Source organism: Bradyrhizobium lablabi, assembly GCF_018129385.1.
Taxonomy (GTDB): Bacteria; Pseudomonadota; Alphaproteobacteria; order Rhizobiales; family Xanthobacteraceae; genus Bradyrhizobium; species Bradyrhizobium lablabi_C.
On the sequence record NZ_JAFCLN010000009.1, the window covers coordinates 98254 to 114912 of the forward strand.

14 protein-coding genes are annotated in these 16659 nt (G+C 64.1%); 2 read left to right on the forward strand and 12 right to left on the reverse strand.

Annotated features, from left to right (window positions below):
• Positions 1 to 87: 87 nt before the first annotated feature.
• Positions 88 to 897, forward strand: coding sequence for a hypothetical protein (locus tag JQ628_RS18565; protein WP_212224340.1), 810 nt, complete (start codon positions 88 to 90; stop codon positions 895 to 897).
• On the opposite strand, the gene JQ628_RS18570 is transcribed toward JQ628_RS18565, so the two are convergent.
• From JQ628_RS18570 to JQ628_RS18625, 12 genes are all read right to left on the reverse strand, one after another.
• Positions 869 to 1861, reverse strand: coding sequence for an ABC transporter ATP-binding protein (locus JQ628_RS18570; protein WP_212224342.1), 993 nt, complete (start codon positions 1859 to 1861; stop codon positions 869 to 871). The two genes, JQ628_RS18565 and JQ628_RS18570, sit on opposite strands and share 29 nt — an antisense overlap.
• Positions 1858 to 2874: an ABC transporter ATP-binding protein gene (locus tag JQ628_RS18575; RefSeq protein ID WP_212224344.1), complete on the reverse strand. Its 1017-nt coding sequence runs from the start codon at positions 2872 to 2874 to the stop codon at positions 1858 to 1860. Before JQ628_RS18575 ends, JQ628_RS18570 begins: the two co-directional genes overlap by 4 nt.
• On the reverse strand, positions 2874 to 3767 hold the full coding sequence (locus JQ628_RS18580) for an ABC transporter permease (RefSeq protein ID WP_212224346.1): 894 nt from the start codon (positions 3765 to 3767) through the stop codon (positions 2874 to 2876). The genes JQ628_RS18575 and JQ628_RS18580 overlap by 1 nt, the downstream gene beginning before the upstream one ends.
• A gap of 89 nt (positions 3768 to 3856) precedes the next feature.
• A complete protein-coding gene (locus JQ628_RS18585) occupies positions 3857 to 4804 on the reverse strand; it encodes an ABC transporter permease (protein WP_212224347.1) in 948 nt (315 codons plus the stop codon).
• Between the two features lie 45 nt (positions 4805 to 4849).
• On the reverse strand, positions 4850 to 6445 hold the full coding sequence (locus tag JQ628_RS18590; protein ID WP_212224348.1) for an ABC transporter substrate-binding protein: 1596 nt from the start codon (positions 6443 to 6445) through the stop codon (positions 4850 to 4852).
• Positions 6446 to 6654: 209 nt separating this feature from the next.
• Complete coding sequence (locus tag JQ628_RS18595; protein WP_212224349.1) at positions 6655 to 7542, reverse strand: TauD/TfdA dioxygenase family protein; 888 nt, start codon at positions 7540 to 7542, stop codon at positions 6655 to 6657.
• 35 nt (positions 7543 to 7577) lie between these two features.
• Positions 7578 to 9128 carry an AMP-binding protein gene (locus JQ628_RS18600; RefSeq protein ID WP_212224350.1) on the reverse strand — a complete coding sequence of 517 codons (1551 nt, stop codon included), beginning with the start codon at positions 9126 to 9128 and terminating at the stop codon, positions 7578 to 7580.
• 71 nt (positions 9129 to 9199) lie between these two features.
• Positions 9200 to 10354 carry an iron-containing alcohol dehydrogenase gene (locus JQ628_RS18605; protein WP_212224521.1) on the reverse strand — a complete coding sequence of 385 codons (1155 nt, stop codon included), beginning with the start codon at positions 10352 to 10354 and terminating at the stop codon, positions 9200 to 9202.
• A 191-nt stretch (positions 10355 to 10545) separates the two neighbouring features.
• The gene (locus JQ628_RS18610) at positions 10546 to 11667 is read right to left on the reverse strand and encodes a matrixin family metalloprotease (protein WP_212224351.1); all 1122 of its coding nucleotides are present in this window, start codon (positions 11665 to 11667) and stop codon (positions 10546 to 10548) included.
• Positions 11668 to 12083: 416 nt separating this feature from the next.
• Positions 12084 to 12947 (reverse strand): sugar phosphate isomerase/epimerase family protein, encoded by an 864-nt coding sequence (locus JQ628_RS18615; protein WP_212224352.1) that lies wholly within the window; start codon positions 12945 to 12947, stop codon positions 12084 to 12086.
• Positions 12948 to 13025: 78 nt separating this feature from the next.
• Positions 13026 to 14372: an MFS transporter gene (locus JQ628_RS18620; protein WP_212224355.1), complete on the reverse strand. Its 1347-nt coding sequence runs from the start codon at positions 14370 to 14372 to the stop codon at positions 13026 to 13028.
• Positions 14373 to 14524: 152 nt separating this feature from the next.
• On the reverse strand, positions 14525 to 15394 hold the full coding sequence (locus JQ628_RS18625; RefSeq protein WP_212224356.1) for a phytanoyl-CoA dioxygenase family protein: 870 nt from the start codon (positions 15392 to 15394) through the stop codon (positions 14525 to 14527).
• 107 nt (positions 15395 to 15501) lie between these two features.
• On the opposite strand from JQ628_RS18625, the gene JQ628_RS18630 reads away from it, so the two are divergent.
• Positions 15502 to 16500, forward strand: a complete 999-nt coding sequence (locus JQ628_RS18630) for a LacI family DNA-binding transcriptional regulator (RefSeq protein ID WP_212224357.1) — start codon at positions 15502 to 15504, stop codon at positions 16498 to 16500.
• Positions 16501 to 16659: the final 159 nt, after the last annotated feature.

Genomic DNA, 16659 nt, shown 5'->3' on the forward strand with positions numbered 1-16659 from the left:
GAATTGTCGTGGGCATCATTTTTATCTTGAGCATCGCTCATTTTTAATGTTTATTCTGAGCATTGCTCAAATTTTGTGAAGGCCTGCATGTTGCACGCGACTGATCCCGCCCGAGAGACCGACGGCACGCTGCCCTCAGCGTCTCGCCGACTGCCATTCGTTCCCTCGCACGTCCGCGAAAAATATCTGCTCGCAGCGCTGCTCGCCCTGGTGATGGTGGCGCTCTTCGCGCCCGCGCTGCCCGCGTCCGCCTGGCCCATCCCGCACTATGTCGACACGCGCAACTGGCTCGGTCTCCCCAACATCGGCGATGTGCTGAGCAACCTGGCCTTCCTGGCGATGGGTGTCTGGGGCCTGACGCTGCGTGCCCGCAACGATGCGCTTGTGGGGGCGAACTGCCTCTTCGTCGGCCTGATCCTCACTTGCGCAGGATCGACCATTTATCATCTCGATCCCGAGGCGCCGCAGCGGCTGGTGGCCGATCGTCTCGGCATGGCGGTGGCGTTCGCGGGCTTCCTGGGCATCGCGGCCGCCGAGCGCGTCAGCCTGCGCGCCGGTCGGGTGGTGATGCTGCTGATGGTCGTTGCGGGGCCGCTCGCGGCCTGGGTGGCACGCGAGAACCTCATGCCGTGGGTGGCCGTGCAGTTTGGCGGCATGGCGCTTGCCGTCGGACTTGCGCTGACACGGCCGCGGCCTGGCGCGGTTGGCGTGCCGTTAGGCGGAGTAATATTCTTTTACGTGCTGGCCAAGCTGTTCGAGCTCGGCGATGCGACCGTGTTCGAAGCGACAGGGCACATTGTCTCGGGCCACACGCTCAAGCATCTGGCTGCCGCGCTGGCGGCCTGGCCGGTGATCCGGGCGCTGCGGTCTACTGGCCGCGCCCCGTTCCCTCATTGAGCCAACAGGCCACCTGATGACCGGTGCCTGCGTCCGCCAATACCGGCCGCTCCGTCTTGCAGCGGTCCATCACGTAGCGGCAACGGGTGTGGAAGGCGCAGCCGGAGGGCGGGTTGATGGGGCTCGGCACGTCGCCGTCGACCATCGGCCTCAGCCGCTTCGTCTTCGGATTTGCGACCGGCACGGAGGCCAGCAGCGCCTGCGTGTAGGGATGACGCGGATTGGCGAACAGCTCGGCCTTGTCTGATATCTCGACGATGCGGCCGAGATACATCACGGCGACGCGGTGGCTGATATGGGCGACGACGGCGAGGTCGTGCGCGATGAACAGATAGGAGAAGCCGTTCTGCCGTTGCAGGTCGATCAACAGATTGATCACCTGGGCCTGGATCGAGACGTCGAGCGCGGAGACCGGCTCATCGCAGACGATCAGGCTCGGCCCCAGCGCCAGCGCGCGGGCGATGCAGATACGCTGCCGCTGGCCGCCGGAGAACTGATGCGGGAAGTTTTTCATCTGGTCGGGCCGCAGGCCGACCTGCCGGAATAGTTCTGCGACCCGCGCCTGCTTCTCGTCGCCGGCGGCGAGACCATGTACGGTCAAGGGCTCGCCGACGATGTCGCCTGCGGTCATGCGCGGATTGAGCGATGCGAACGGGTCCTGGAACACGATCTGCATCTCGCGACGGTACGGACGCAGTTCCGTCTTGCTGATACCAGCGATGTCCTCGCCGTTCAGCTTGATCGCGCCGCTGGTCGGCTCGACCAGTCGCAGCACGGTCCGCGCCACCGTCGACTTTCCGCAGCCGGATTCGCCCACCAGCCCCAGCGTTTCGCCAGGCTGAAGCGAAAAGCTGACGCCGTCGACCGCGTGCACGGTGCCGACCTGGCGGCGCAAGATGCCGCCGCGCACGGCGAAATGCTTGACGAGATCGGTGACTTCGAGGAGCGGACGGGTGGCGGTCATACCGGCGCTCCTTCGATTTCAGCCGCTCGCCAGCATGCGGCAAAATGCTTGTCGCCGAACTCGTCCAGCGGCGGATATTGCTCGCGGCAGCGGTCGATCGCCATCTTGCAGCGTGGTGCGAAAGCGCAACCCACCGGCAGATTCGTCAGCGACGGCACCATGCCCGGAATTTCGGTCAACCGCGTATCGTTCCGCGCGCCGAGCGCGATCACCGCCGGCATCGAGGCCATCAGTCCGCGCGTATAGGGATGTTTTGGATTCTCGAACAAATCCTCGACACTGGCTTCCTCGACCTTCTTGCCGGCATACATCACGATCACGCGCTGCGCGGTCTGCGCCACCACGCCGAGATCGTGGGTGATCAGGATCAGACCGGTGCCGAGCTCCTTCTGTAGATCGACGATCAGCGCCAGGATCTGCGCCTGAATGGTGACGTCGAGCGCGGTGGTCGGCTCGTCCGCGATCAGCAGCGCCGGCCGGCAGGCCAGCGCCATCGCGATCATCGCACGCTGGCGCATGCCGCCGGAGAGCTGGTGCGGATATTCACGCGCCCGCCGCTCGGGCTCGGGTATCCTCACCAGCTTCAGCATCTCGACCGCGCGCTTCCAGGCCTGCTTGCTGGTCATGTCCTGGTGCAGCCGCAGCGCCTCGGTGATCTGGTCGCCGATCCGCATCACCGGATTGAGCGAGGTCATCGGCTCCTGAAAGATCATCGACATGCGGTTGCCGCGGATCGCGCGCATCTCGTCCTCGCCAAGCGCGAGCAGGTCGGTACCCTCCAGCGTCACCGAGCCGCCGACGATTCTTCCGGGCGGGTTCGGCACCAGGCGCATGATCGAGAGCGCGCTCACGCTCTTGCCGCAACCGGACTCGCCGACGATCGCCAGCGTCTCGCCGCGCTTGACGTTGAAGGAGACGTCGTCGACCGCCTTGAACAGGCCGGAATTGGTGAAGAACACCGTTTTCAGGTTCTTCACGTCGAGGATCAAATCTTCGGAAGCCGGCGCGTTCATCAGCCGCGCTGCCTTGGATCGAGGATGTCGCGAAGGGCGTCGCCGAACAGATTGGTGCCGAACACCGCGAGGCTGATGGCAACGCCGGGGAAGATCACCAGCCACGGCGCGGTGCGGACATATTCGGCGGCGGATTCGGAGAGCATGCGGCCCCAGGACGGATAGGGTTCGGGAATGCCGAGGCCGAGGAAGGACAGTGAGGCTTCGGTCAGGATGGTGGAGCCGAGCTGCGCGGTGGCGAGCACGATCAGCGGCGCCAGCGTGTTCGGCAGCACATGGCGGATGGCGATGCGGGTCTCGCTCATGCCGATCGATTTCGCGGCCTCCACGAACGGCTGCTCGCGCAGCGCCAGCGTGTTGGCCCGGATCACCCGCGACACGGTCGGGATCAGCGGAATGGCGATCGCGATGATCACATTGGGCAGCGAGGGGCCGAGCGCCGCGGTCATCACCAGCGCCAGCACCAGCAGCGGCAGCGATTGCAGGATGTCGGTGATGCGCTGGAACACGAGGTCGACCCAGCCGGAGAGATAGCCGGAGACAAGGCCGACGATGACACCCAGCGTCGCGCCGAGCGCGGTCGAGCCGATGCCGACCGCAAGCGAAATGCGTGCGCCGTGGATGATGCGGGCCCAGACATCGCGGCCGAAGGAATCGGTTCCCAGCCAATGTTGCCAACTTGGCGGCGCAAGGCGATGGGCGGAATCGACCGTCAGCGGATCGTAGCGCGAGATCAGGTCGGCCGACAGCGCCGTCCACACGAACAGCACCATGATGATGAGGCCGAACGTGCCGAGCACGTAGCGCCGGGCGAGGAATGCCAGCCGCCGCCAGCCATGGGTGGCGTTGGCCCCGGCCCGCCGCAGTTCATTGTCGAAATTGACAGCGGTCATGGGACTCTCTTCGTCTTGAGCATGACCTCCGCGCAAACGCTTCGCGTTTGTCGCAGGGAAAACCGGTTCCCACTTTTCCGGGTCATACTCTAATCCCCGTACCTGATGCGCGGATCGATCGCCGCATAGAGCATGTCGACGATAAAGTTCGCCGTGACGACCACCACCGCGATGAACATCACGAGGTTCTGCACGATCGGATAATCGCGCCAGCGCAGCGCCTCCACGAGGAAGCGGGCGATGCCGGGAATGTTGAACACGGTTTCCGTCACGATCAGGCCGCCGATCAGGAACGCCGCCTCGATGCCGATCACGGTGATGACGGGCAGCACCGCGTTCTTCAGCGCATGGTGATAGTTGACGGACGCTTCCGAAGCGCCCTTGGCGCGCGCGGTGCGGATATAATCCTGCCGCAAAATCTCCAGCATCGAGGAGCGGGTGATGCGCATGGTCAGCGCGGCGCTGCGGAAACCGACGGCCATCGCCGGCACCGCGTAGATCGCAAACGCCTCCGTCCACATCCTCGGGTTCGGGTTGAAGATCGGCATGGCGCCGAACATCGAGACCGACGCCATCAGGATCAACAGGCCGAGCCAGAACGAAGGCAGCGACAGGCCGCTGAGGCTGATGACGCGAAGCGTGTAGTCGAGCTTGGTTCCCTGATGCACGGCGCTGATGACGCCAAGGGGAATGCCAATCGACGCCGAGAACAACAGCGCGAGGCCGGCGAGCTTTGCCGTGATCGGAATCCGCGGCAGGATTTCCTGTAGCGCGGGCTTTTCCGAGACGTAGGAATAGCCGAGATCGCCCTGTAGCAGGCCGCCGATCCATTTGAAGTATTGCACAACGATGGGATCGCTGAGGCCAAGCTCCTTTTCGAGGTTGGCCTTGTCGGTGGGATCGACGAAGCCGGCGGCGTCGAACAGGATATCGACGATGTTGCCGGGCACGATGCGCAGCAGCACGAAGACGATGACCGAGATCCCGAACAGGGTCACGAGCATCAGGGCGAGGCGTCGCACGAGATAGGCAAACACCTTGTGGCTCCCTTTTAGCTGCTCGTAACCTTGGGCCGGCGGACCTTACTTGTCCAGCCAGACGTCTTCGTAGCGGAAACCGTTATAGGAGCTGTTCGACATAATCGTGATGTTCTTGACGTAGGGCTGCCAGCAGGTTCCGCTCCGGCTGTGGAAGATGATGGGGCGGGCGACGTCCTCCTGTAGCTTCTTGTCGATCTCCCACACCAGCTTCTTGCGCTTGTTGAGGTCCGGCTCGGCCGATTGCTGGTCGAACAGCTTTTCGATCTCCCTGTTGCAATACCCGGTGTAGTTCCGCTCCGAGCCGCAGGCATAATTCTCGTAGAAGGACTGGTCGGGATCGTCCACCGCGTTGCCGGTCAGGTTGAGGCCGAGCGAATAGTCCTTGCGTGCCACCTTCGGGAACCATTGCGCAGTGTCGACGACGTCGAGCTCGGCGTCGATATAGATGCTCTTGATCTGGTCGATCAGGACGATGGCGGGATCGCGATAGATCGGAATGTTGCGCGTGGCGATCTTGATCGCGAGGCGCTTGTCCGGGCCGAAGCCGGCCTTCTGCATCAGCTTGCGCGCTTCGTCGCGGTTCTTCTCGATGTCGGGGCCGTAGCCGGGGATCGTCTCCAGCATTTCCTTGGGCATCGCCCACAGGCCTGCCGGACCCGGCTGCATGGTGCCGCCGATATCGGCCTGGCCCTCGAACTGGATCTGGATGAAGGCCTTGCGGTCGAGCGCCAGCGCCAGCGCGCGGCGCACGTCGATATTGTCGAACGGCGGATTGGACGAGTTGACGATGATGTTGGTTGAAACGTTGTTCGGCTCCAGCACGCATACCGCATTCGGCGCCTGCGCCTTGACGTCCTTGAGCAGCGGGATCGTCACCTCGGTCGGGAAGGTCATGTCGAACTTGCCGGAGATGAAGCCCAGCACGGCGGTGGAGCGGTTGGTGATGATGGTGAACTCGATGCCGTCGAGATAGGGCAAGCCCTTCTTCCAGTAGTCGGGATTTTTGGTGAGCTTGATCGACTCGTTCGCCTTGAACTCGACGAATTTGAACGGGCCGGTGCCGACCGGCTTGGTGCGCATGTCGCCCGGCGACACGTGGCAGGGATAGATCGGCGTATAGCCGGAAGCGAGCAGCGCCAAGAGGCTCGGCTGCGGACGCTTGAGGTTGAAGGACGCCTCGTAATCCCCGTTGGCCGTGACGTCCTCGACCTGGTCATACCAGGACTTTCGCGGGTTCTGCCGGAATTTCTGCTGCGACTTGCCCATCAGCATGTCGAAGGTGCACTTGACGTCGGCCGCGGTGAACGGCTTGCCGTCGTGCCATTTGACGTCGTTGCGCAGCTTGAACGTCAGCTTCTTGCCGTCGCCGCTCCAGGCCCAGCTCTGCGCCAGTTCGGGCACGATCGTATCGAGGCTGTTCTGGGCCTTGTGCTGGTCGTACAGGACGAGGTTGTTGAAGATCGGCATGAACGGCACGTTCAGCGAATAGGTCGCGCCTTCGTGGATCGAGGCGCTGCCAGGGCTGTCGCGGTGATAGATTCGGAAGATGCCGCCCGGTTTGGGCTCGGCTGCGAGCGTCGGATCGTAAGCCGTCAGCATAGCCAATATCGCGACGGCAAGCGCTTGCACGCTCCGCATGTAGTCCTCCCTCGATATGTTCGGTCTCAGCGTCCCGATTGGCATCAACGATACCATGACGGCGAGACCGGGCAACCCACAGCGGCTGCGGCAGACTTGCTACTTCGGACTATGAATGCAGCGCGGCATTCCGCGCCACGGCAGTTGTGCAAGGACGTTCGGTCCGGAACCGCCGTCCTGTCGTTCATTTTCACGGGGCAATTCCCGAGCTATTCCGCCGCCTGTGGCGAGGGCAGGCCCATATTGGCGACGCCGTCGGCCTCGGTGGCCGAGATCGTGGTGCGGATCATCAGCCGTGCCTCATGGGCCGGCCACGGCCGGCCGCGATGCATGGTGGCGCGGTTGTCCCACATCACGACGTCGCCCTGCTTCCACTGATGCAGGTAGCTCGTCCCCGGCGCGGTCGCGGCCGCCGTCAGTTCGTCGATCAGCTTTTTGCCCGCGGCGGCATCCATGCCTTCGACGGCGTAGGCGTGCGAGGCCAGATAGACCGCGCCGCGGCCGTTGACCGGGTTCTTCCACACCATGCGCCAGCACACCGGCGGCAACGCCGCCTGCTCCTCAGGCGTCGCAAGGCCCGGCGCGATCTGGCCGCGCGAATGCGCATAGCTGTGCCAGGCAAAGGAGTTTTCGAGCTTCTTCTGCATGCCCTCATCGAGCTTCTCGAAGGCGAGGCGCATCGAGACGAATTCGGTTTCGCCGCCATGCTCGGGGATGGTGCGCGCCGACAGGATCGAGGTCAGCGCCGGCACGCGCTTGAAGGACGAGTCGGTGTGCCAGAGCTGGTTGGCCTTGGCGCGCATTGCCTGCCGGTGATCTGCTGGCACGACCTTTCCGTCGGGGCCGATGGTGGAGAGGATCACGAAGTGCGAGCCCGTTCCCATCGAGCCGACCTTCGTCACCTCGGGCGGGCCGAAGCGGCGCGAGAACGCAAGCTGGATGTCGTCGGTCACCTCCTGGCCGCGAAACACCAGCACCGAATATTCCTCGAACGCGGCGCGCACAGCCTTGTAGGCGTCATCGTCGCTCGCAACATCGGAGAGCGTGACACCGCGGAGTTCGGCGCCGAATCCGGGACGAAGGGGAACGATTTCCATGGAGGTTCTCCCATTTTCTTATTGTCAGAGCGTGCTCACACGATCCTCGACGTCTTGCTGCCCCAGTAGCGGTCGCGGAGCAGGCGCTTGTAGAGTTTTCCGGTCGGCAGCCGCGGCAGCTCGGCCTCGAAGTCGATCGAGCGCGGCACCTTCTGGCGCGACAGCGACTGGCTACAGAAGGCGATCAGCTCCGCGGCGAGCTCGTCGCACGGCGAAATGCCGGGCATCGGTTGCACCACTGCCTTCACTTCCTCGCCGAGATCGGGATTGGGCACGCCGAACACGGCGGCATCGGCGATCTTGGGATGCGTGATCAGGAGGTTCTCGCATTCCTGCGGATAGATGTTCACCCCGCCCGAGATGATCATGAAGGTGGCACGGTCGGTGAGGTAGAGGAAATTGTCGTCATCGACATAACCGACATCGCCGACCGTGCTCATGCTGCCGTCCGCCGAGCGCGCCTCCTTGGTCTTGGTCGGGTCGTTGAAATATTCGAACGGCGAGGCGGTCTTGAACCACACCGTGCCGGGCGTTCCCTTCGGGCACGCTTGCATGTTCTCGTCGAGGATATGCAGATCGCCGAGCAGCACGCGGCCGACCGTGCCGCGATGCGCCAGCCATTCCTGGCTGTTGCAGGCGGTGAAGCCGAGACCCTCGGTGGCGCCGTAATATTCGTGGATGATCGGCCCCCACCATTTGATCATGTCGTCCTTGACCGCCGCAGGGCAGGGCGCCGCGGCATGGATCGCGATCTCCAGCGAGGAGAGGTCGTAGCGCTGGCGCACCTCTTCCGGCAGCTTGAGCAGGCGCGAGAACATGGTCGGCACAAGCTGCGTATGGGTGATGCCCCATTGCTCCACGAGTTGCAGGTAGCGCTCGGGATCGAAGCTCTCCATGATGACGACGGTGCCGCCCATCCGGATGGTGAGATTGACCGCGGCCTGCGGCGCCGAGTGATAGAGCGGTGCCGGCGACAGGTAGATCATGCCTTCGCGGTACTGCCAGAGCTTTTGCAGGAAATCGAACAGCGGCAGTTGCTGCGACGGCGGCTGTTCCGGCAGCGGCCGCAAGATGCCCTTGGGACGGCCGGTGGTGCCGGAGGAGTAGAGCATGGCCGTGCCGTTATATTCGTCGGCGATCGGCGTCTTCGGCAATCCCTTCGTCGCCTGCTCCAGCCCGACGATACGGTCGCTCTCGTCGTCGCCATCGGCGACGATGCAGAGCTCGATCCTGGGGCACTCCTTGATCGCCTCGCGGGCGACGTCGAGCTTTGCCTTCGAGGTGATGAGAATGCGCGACTCGCTGTTGGTCAGGATGTAGGCAAGCTCACCAGGCGTCAGGTAGGAGTTCACGCAGGTGAAATAGAGGCCGGAACGTTCGCCGGCGCCGCAGGCCTCGAGGTAGCGGCTGTTGTTCTCCATGAAGATCGAATAGTGGTCGAGCCGCTGGAGGCCCTGCTTGCGGAACAGATGCGCCAGCCGGTTGGAGCGCGCCTCCAGTTCGCGATAGGTCACGGTCTCACCGGTAGAGGCCATGATGAAGGCGGGTTGCAGCGGACGAAGGTGAGCATGCTTGCCGGTGTACATTGTTTCTCCAGTCTCTTTTATTGGAGCATGATCTTTTCGGAAAACCGGTTCCCACTTTTCCGGATCATGCTCTACGCGGCCATCAAAAGAATCTCACGAAGCTGCGCCGGCCCGTCGATCTTGCGTGGGTTGCGCGGCACCCAGTTCGTGCGCATCGCCTGTTCGGCGATCTGGTCAAAGTGTTCGGGCCCGACGCGGACGTCCTGTAGGCTGCGCGGCATGCCGAGTCCCCTGATGAAATCGTCGAGCACGTCGCCGGCATCCTTGCCGGGATGACCCATTGCTTCCGCGACGATCGCCTGACGCTCCGCATTGGCCGGCTTGTTCCAGCGCATCACGGCGGGCAGCATCACGCAGGAGGTGTAGCCGTGCGGCACGCCGAAGCCGCCGCCCAGCACATAGCCTATGCCGTGGCTCGCCCCCATCGGCACGCCGCCTGACAACGGCGCCATCGAGAGCCAGGTGCCGATCTGGCAATCCAGCCGCGCCTCGATATCGCCGGCGTCGGCCTTCACGCGCTGCAAGCCTTGCGTCAGCATCGACAGGCCCTTGATCGCCTGCGCGTCGGAATAAGGATGCGCCTCGCGGGCGCAGATGCCCTCGACGCAATGATCGACGGCGCGGATGCCGGTGGAGAGGAACAGCCATTCCGGCGTATGCACGGACAGCCAGGGATCGAGGATGGCCGCGCGCGGGATGGTCAGGGCGTGGCGTAGCATCTGCTTCACATGCGTGCGTTCGTCGGTGACCCCTGCGATATGGCTGAACTCGCCGCCGGCGATGGTGGTGGGCACGCTGATCTGACGAATGTGAGGGGCTTTGAGCGGCGGTTCCTCGCCGCCGCGGACGCGGATGGCGTCAATGCCTTCGATGGTGGAGACATCGTTGGCGAGGCAAAGCTGCACGGCTTTCGCGCCGTCGGTGATCGAGCCGCCGCCGACGGTGACGATCAGGTCGGCCTTGGCGGCGCGGGCCTGGTTGGCGGCGGCGATGACGGCTTCGCGCGGCGTATGCGACGGCATGTTGTCGAAGGTGCCGGCGCAGCGCTCGCCGATCGCCTGACGGATCTTGTCGATCTCGCCGGTTTCCCGGTTGAGCGTGCCGCTGACCATGAGGAACGCGCTGACAGCGCCGAGCCGATCGAGCTGCTCGGGGATGGCCTCGGCCGCATGGCGGCCAAACACGACTTCATCCATGGCGCCGAAGGCGACCCGGCCCTTGTGCACGCGCTTGTCCTCCCCGGACATGGCGGCTTGGCTGCCGCCTTGAGGTGAAGGTTAGCGGAGGAAGTGTGCCGCGTCATGCCTGAAGATGCGCTTTGGATGGTGGGATGCCAGCCGGGCGACCAATGATCGTCATCCCACCGACAGGTGGCGGGCCGGGATACGCATCGAGTGTGCGGCAAGCTTTCCGGGTGCTAGATCAGCAGGTCGAGGTGATGTGCGGCGTTGTGGCTGTCGACCAGCATGTTGAGATGATCGCCGGCGATTTGCGCAATGTCCACCCAGGCGTGAAATGGCGCCGTCAGCGCCGAGAAACCGACATGATCGCCGTCGGCAAAATTGTAATTGGCGAGCTGCGGGATCGGCAGCGGTGCTGAAGACGGCGCCATCGCGCCGACGCCAGTAACGGCGAACACAAAGCCGTCGGCGCCCGCGGTGACGGTCAGCGTGCCGCCGGCATGGCCGGCATTGACCGTGCTGATTGTGAGCGCCACACCGGCGAAATCGGCCGGCGGAGCCGGCGCGGTGACGCCGATGTGCTCGAAGGAAAATATCTCCGTGCCGTCGGCCTGCGCCACGTCTGATATCGCCGGCAGCCGCCGTTTGCCATCGGCGAGGCTGGCGTACATCAGGTCGTGAGCGTCCGCCGTGTGGTCGAGCCCGAGTTCGTGGCCCATCTCGTGCATCACGGCGGTCAATAGATCGAGATGGCCGGCCGCGGCGCTGGCCGGGTCCGCGGACAGGTCGGTGCCGGCGGCATTCCCGGCGTGCGCGAATTCGGAATTGTCGTTGGGCGTCGGGTCGATGAACCAGCCATGGCCGGCCGCGTCGGCATCGATCTCGATGTGGCCGGCGGTGTGCTTGCCGAGCGCGTCGCCCGCAAGGTCGGCCACGGTGAAGGCAATGGCTGATAGTTTTGCCAGTTGCGCGGCGGATGCTCCGGCCTGCGCCCATTGCGTGATGGCGGTCGCCACGGCGAAATCGAGTTGGGTCTGGGTCAGGTGGGCTTCACCCGCGGTCGGCGAAGTGCCCTCGACGCCTCCGTCGGCCGCGCGCAGCGGCGTCGGCGCGGTCGGAAGCGGACATAACATGGACTGGGGCCTGAGCGCCGAGATGGTGCCCGAAGCATCCGGATAGGCGGTAACGGCCGCATCTGGCGCAAAGAAAATCGGCGGATAGGGCATGCTGGCGGGCGGGCCAATATAAAGAGAGTGCAACCCTTCGGCGGTGTCGAGCACGAATTGCCCGCTGTCATCGATGTGCAATTTCGGCCGGACCAAAGAGCCGATATACTGCGCAGGAATGATGGTGGGCATGGGCACTCCTCCGCTCGCGTTACATCGCGATGCGTGTACGGTTCAGAACGCTTGTTGATTGGCCGGAATTGGAGTTTTTCGTGGAGTGCGCAGCGCTAGGGCCGGCAACCCAGCCTGCCTTTGTCATGACGCAACACACTCCAACCACCACACACGACGCCAAAGCAATGAATGTTCAAGAAAGCGATCAGTCAAAACGTTTACGCATCAGCAACCATTACTGCGGCGCAAACCGGAGTCAATGTTGAGGCTTTGTTAACGGTCTTTCGACGCGCGTTAACCTTGACGGCGCGGGTGCCGCGCAAGAAGCGGAAGAAGTTTCGTGATCGTCATGGGTCCGTCACATGCGGTTACGGCTGTCATGAGATTGCGATGTCCCGGATTGGATCAGCGTTTGTCATGTCCTGCCATCGCCGTTAGGCGCGCAGCAGGAGACTCGCTTCGTCATCTTCGATGCGCTGCCACAGTGCGCGCACCATGTCCTTCATGACGAGCGCGTCCTGCCAGCGGTCGGACAGTTCGCGCCCGTCGGGGCCGGTGATGGCGTAGGGCGGCGGGCCGAGCTCGCACAAAAATGTCAGCACCGCATCGGGGCCGGCGCGCTTCCGCCAGGAGCGGATGGCGTATTCCCACCAGCCCATGAACAGGTCGACCCAGCCTTGATGCTGCGGGAAACCAAGCGAGATCTGGACCTGCTCGCGGCTCGCGATGCGGCCGTGAATGCCCCAGCTATTGTCGAGGATGCGATGGATCAGGCCGTGATTGACCTCGTCGACCGGCCAGGCGAATTCGCGCCCGACCAGATAGTGCGAGACGTCCGCGGTCAGCCGCAGATCGGGAAACAGGTCGAGCAGATGCAGCGTGAAGAACAGGTCGGTGGTCATGCGGTCGCGATGGGTTTCCACATGCACGGCAACGCCGGCCTCGTCCGCGAGACGACGCCAGCCCTCGATAAAGGGAATGCAGTCCTCGATCCGGTACGGCCGCACGTCCGGTTGCAGGTTGACGTGATCGGCACCCAGCTTCGCCACCAGCTCCAGCACCGGCTTCAGGTCGTCGACATTTTTGGGATAGCACTGCGCCTGCCAGATCATGCCATGCGGGCGCAGGAAGGACGTGACTTCGGTGGCGAAGGCGGGATCGATGAAACGGACGCCGGCTCCATTGAAGCCGGCGTCGCGGATCATCTTCAGTTGCGTCTGTAGCGGCCACTCCGCTTCATCCGCCAGCCGCCGCTCCATCGCCCAGAGCGACTGTAGGATGCGGAGTTTTTGCGCCATTGGGCTCTATCTTTTTTGTTTGCATGTCCTCGGGCCCACCCCGCATCAAGTGCGGGGCAGGCTTTTCCGGATCATGCTCTAGGCCCGCGCTGGCATCGCTGCGGCGTTGAGCGCACCGTCGGCCGTGTTGTCGACGGTGATATTTTCTTCGTAAGTCTCGGGCCCGAACCAGATCGCGATCACGGTTAGCGCGGCCAGCAGGGCCGCGTAGCAGGCGACCGGCCACCAGCTTCCGAACGCCGCCACCAGTGCGGCTGCGACGAACGGCGCGGGTCCGCCGGCCAGCAGCGAGCCGAGTTCGCGCGCGAAGGCAAAGCCCGCGAAGCGCCGCTGCGGCGGGAACAGTTCGGCGAAGTACGCCGCCTGCGGCCCGAACATCGCGGCCGTCACGATAGCACGTGCGCCGATGAAGGCGACCGCGATCCAGATCCACTCCTTGGTGCCGACCAGCCAGAAGAAGGCGAAGGCCCAGAAGATGCCGAACAGCGCGCCGAACATGTAGACCGGACGCCGCCCGATGCGGTCGGAGAGCGAGGCAAAGCCGACGATGGTGAAGAGCTCGACCCCGAAAGCCAGCATCAGCGCGCTGAGCGCCTCGGATTTCGGTATGCCCAGCGTGGTGATGCAGTAGGAAAGGCCGAATACCGGGAAGAGATAGCCGAGCCCGTTCTCGCCAAGGCGCGAGCCGAGCACCACCAGGAAGTTGCGCGGATGGCGCTTGAGCGCTTCCACGGCCGGGTTCTTTTCGATCTTGCCGCGCGCGACCACCGCCTCGGTATAGACCGGCGTTTCCGCCACTTTCATGCGGACATAGATGCCGACCAGGATCAGCAGGAAGCTTGCCAGGAACGGCAGGCGCCAGCCCCACGACATCAGGTCTTCGCGCGGCAGCATCGTCACCAGCGCGAACGCTGCCGCCGCAAGCAGATTGCCGACGGAGACGCCGAGCGGCGCAAAGCTGCCCCAGAAGCCGCGACGCTGCGGGGGCGCATTCTCGACCAGATAAATCACCGCGCCGCCATATTCGGCGCCGGCGCCCAGTCCCTGCACGACGCGCATCGCGACCAGCAGGATCGGCGCCCAGATGCCGATCTGCGAATAGGTCGGCAGCACGCCGATCAGCGTGGTGCCGACGCCGATCATCAGCAGCGTTGCCACCAGCACCGGTTTACGCCCGAGCCGGTCGCCGAGAATGCCGAACAGGACGCCGCCGAGCGGCCGCACCACAAAGCCGACGCCGAACGTCAGGAACGCCAGCAGCGTGCCGACCACAGGATCGCTTTTGGGAAAGAACAACTCGCCGAACACCAGCGCGGCGGCGGTGCCGTACAGGAAGAAGTCGTACCATTCGAGCGCGGAGCCGATGCTGGCGGCAAGGATCACGCGCAGGCGCGAACGGCTGTCATGGGCGGTAATGTCAGTCATGGTCTCCCCCGTTATGAATTATTGTCGTTGTCTTAGTGGTCGTACTCTTTGGTTGAGCATGATCCTTTCGGAAAACCGGTTCCCACTTTTTCCGGGATCATGCTCGGAAAGAGAAACGCGCCCGGGGGCTGGCTCGGGCGCGTCTCGAAAACTCAGGCTGCTCGGGTGAAGTAGGATTTCTTCGAGCTGGCCTGGTTTTCGTAGATTGATCCTTGCCGCTTGGCCGGCGGCAGCGGCATGCGGATCGGCACGTCGGCCATCCGCGGCACGATCACGGGATCGCCCGTCAGGAGGCGGCTGTTGAACTCGTCGAAGTCCTTTACGCCGGCCAGTGGCCAGGCGTCGCTGGCGGCGACTTCATAGAGCAGCAGGTTGCGTGGCCGGTCCGAGGTGTTCTGGGCCGAGCCGTGCAGGGCGCGGACATGATGGAACGACATGCTGCCGGCCTTGCCCATGCAAGGCACCGCGCGCCCGATTTCATCCTTGATGGTGTCGGGGTCGATCAGTCCTTCGAAATAGCCGTCCTCGCCGTGGTGATTCCAGACTTCGCGGGTATGCGTACCTGGGGTCACCAGCATCGGGCCGTTGGCGAGATCGCAATCGTCGAGCAGCACGCCGATCGCGAGTATGTCGTCATTGGTGTGTGGATAGAACGCCCAGTCCTGATGCCACTCGACCGGCGAGCCATACTGCGCCGACTTCATGTTGAGCTTCGATCCGTGCAGCCGCAGGCCCGGCCCGATCAGCTTCTTGAGGATGGCGATGACGGGCTCGCTGCGCACGATCTCGTCGAAGATCGGGTGTACCTTCTGCGGGGCCTTGATGCGGCGGACGCGCGGGTTTTCCGGAGTATGGCCGGGCTCGAGGTCGTAGACGTCGGTGTGTTCGGTCGTCTTGGCCGCGCCGGCGACCAGTTCGGCGATTACCGCGCGCACCCTGGCGAGCGTCCCGGCGTCCAGGACCTCGGGGACGACGATGACGCCGTCGCGCTTGTAGGCCTGCACTTGTTGTTCTGAAATCATTGGCGGTTCCCATGTTTGCGCTAACATTCCATATGATTGCGCTAACATTTGATCCAGATCAAGCCGAATCGTGCATAGCTGACAGGTATTGATTAGGGTTCCGACCGATGAGCAGTACCGAGCCGGACGCGCCTCCTTCCGCCCCGACCTTGTCGGCCGTAGCGAAACTGGCGGGCGTGTCATCCATCACCGTCAGCCGCGTGGTGCGCGTGCCGCACCTTGTCGCGCCGGAGACCCGCGACCGGGTCGAGGCCGCGATGCGGGAGCTCGGCTATGTGCCGAACCAGCTCGCCGGCGCACTCGCCAGCGCCCGCACCCGCTCGGTCGGCGTGCTGGTGCCGACGATCGCGAATTCGATTTTCGCCGATACCGTGCAGGGCCTGTCGGATGAACTGGAGCCGCTCGGCTACGCCGTGATCCTGGCGCAGTCGCGCTACGACGCCGCGCGCGAAGACCATATGCTCGCCGAGCTGCTGTCGCGGCGTCCCGAGGCGATCATCATGGTGGGCTCGCCGGCCACCGAAGACGGCGCGCGGCTATTGCGGCGCGCCAGCATTCCGATCGTCGAGACATGGGAACTGCCTGACACCCCGATCGATGCGGTGGCGGGATTCGACAACTACCAGGCCGGCGTTGCGGTGGCGAAGCACCTGGTGGCGCAGGGCCGGCGGAACTTTGCGTTCATCGGCGGCGACGATCCGCGCGCCACCCGCCGCTGGCGCGGCTTTGCCGACACGCTTGCCGAGCTTGGCGCGAAGCCGCCGCGGCGACTGGTGCTGGAGCGCAATGCATCGGGCAGCGTTGCGGCGCTCGCCGATTTGCCCGACGTGGACGCGGTGTTCGCAGCCAACGATGCGCATGCGATCGGCTTCATGTCGGGATTGCGACATGCCGGCCTGTTGCGCAACGGCCCGGCCGCCGAGCAGCCGGTCGCCGTGATCGGCCTTGGCGATCTGGAAATGGGCCGGCTGATCGCGCCGAGTCTGAGCACGATCCGGGTCCATGGCGACGCCATCGGCCGGACCGCGGCCAAACTGATCCTGACGCGCGAGGGGCCGCGCCACGTCGATCTCGGCTTTGAACTGGTATTGCGCGATAGCGGCTGATATTGCCGCGGTATGCGATTGCCTGCACTCTGCCCACTTGCTTGCACAAAACGTGCAACATTTTGCCAAATCGCACGATCACAAAATCGTATGCTGCGCGTACACTGTAACCCGCAACGATTTTGCTTGATCCTGCCAGCGTCTTGCGGTCACTCATGA

Excerpts from the sequence above, each read along its gene's own strand:
- JQ628_RS18595 (WP_212224349.1), bottom strand. The coding sequence starts at position 7,542 with ATGGAAATCGTTCCCCTTCGTCCCGGATTCGGCGCCGAACTCCGCGGT.
- JQ628_RS18620 (WP_212224355.1), bottom strand. The coding sequence starts at position 14,372 with ATGACTGACATTACCGCCCATGACAGCCGTTCGCGCCTGCGCGTGATC.
- JQ628_RS18570 (WP_212224342.1), bottom strand. The coding sequence starts at position 1,861 with ATGACCGCCACCCGTCCGCTCCTCGAAGTCACCGATCTCGTCAAGCAT.
- JQ628_RS18600 (WP_212224350.1), bottom strand. The coding sequence starts at position 9,128 with ATGTACACCGGCAAGCATGCTCACCTTCGTCCGCTGCAACCCGCCTTC.
- JQ628_RS18565 (WP_212224340.1), top strand. The coding sequence starts at position 88 with ATGTTGCACGCGACTGATCCCGCCCGAGAGACCGACGGCACGCTGCCC.
- JQ628_RS18575 (WP_212224344.1), bottom strand. The coding sequence starts at position 2,874 with ATGAACGCGCCGGCTTCCGAAGATTTGATCCTCGACGTGAAGAACCTG.
- JQ628_RS18615 (WP_212224352.1), bottom strand. The coding sequence starts at position 12,947 with ATGGCGCAAAAACTCCGCATCCTACAGTCGCTCTGGGCGATGGAGCGG.
- JQ628_RS18625 (WP_212224356.1), bottom strand. The coding sequence starts at position 15,394 with ATGATTTCAGAACAACAAGTGCAGGCCTACAAGCGCGACGGCGTCATC.
- JQ628_RS18630 (WP_212224357.1), top strand. The coding sequence starts at position 15,502 with ATGAGCAGTACCGAGCCGGACGCGCCTCCTTCCGCCCCGACCTTGTCG.
- JQ628_RS18590 (WP_212224348.1), bottom strand. The coding sequence starts at position 6,445 with ATGCGGAGCGTGCAAGCGCTTGCCGTCGCGATATTGGCTATGCTGACG.
- JQ628_RS18610 (WP_212224351.1), bottom strand. The coding sequence starts at position 11,667 with ATGCCCACCATCATTCCTGCGCAGTATATCGGCTCTTTGGTCCGGCCG.
- JQ628_RS18580 (WP_212224346.1), bottom strand. The coding sequence starts at position 3,767 with ATGACCGCTGTCAATTTCGACAATGAACTGCGGCGGGCCGGGGCCAAC.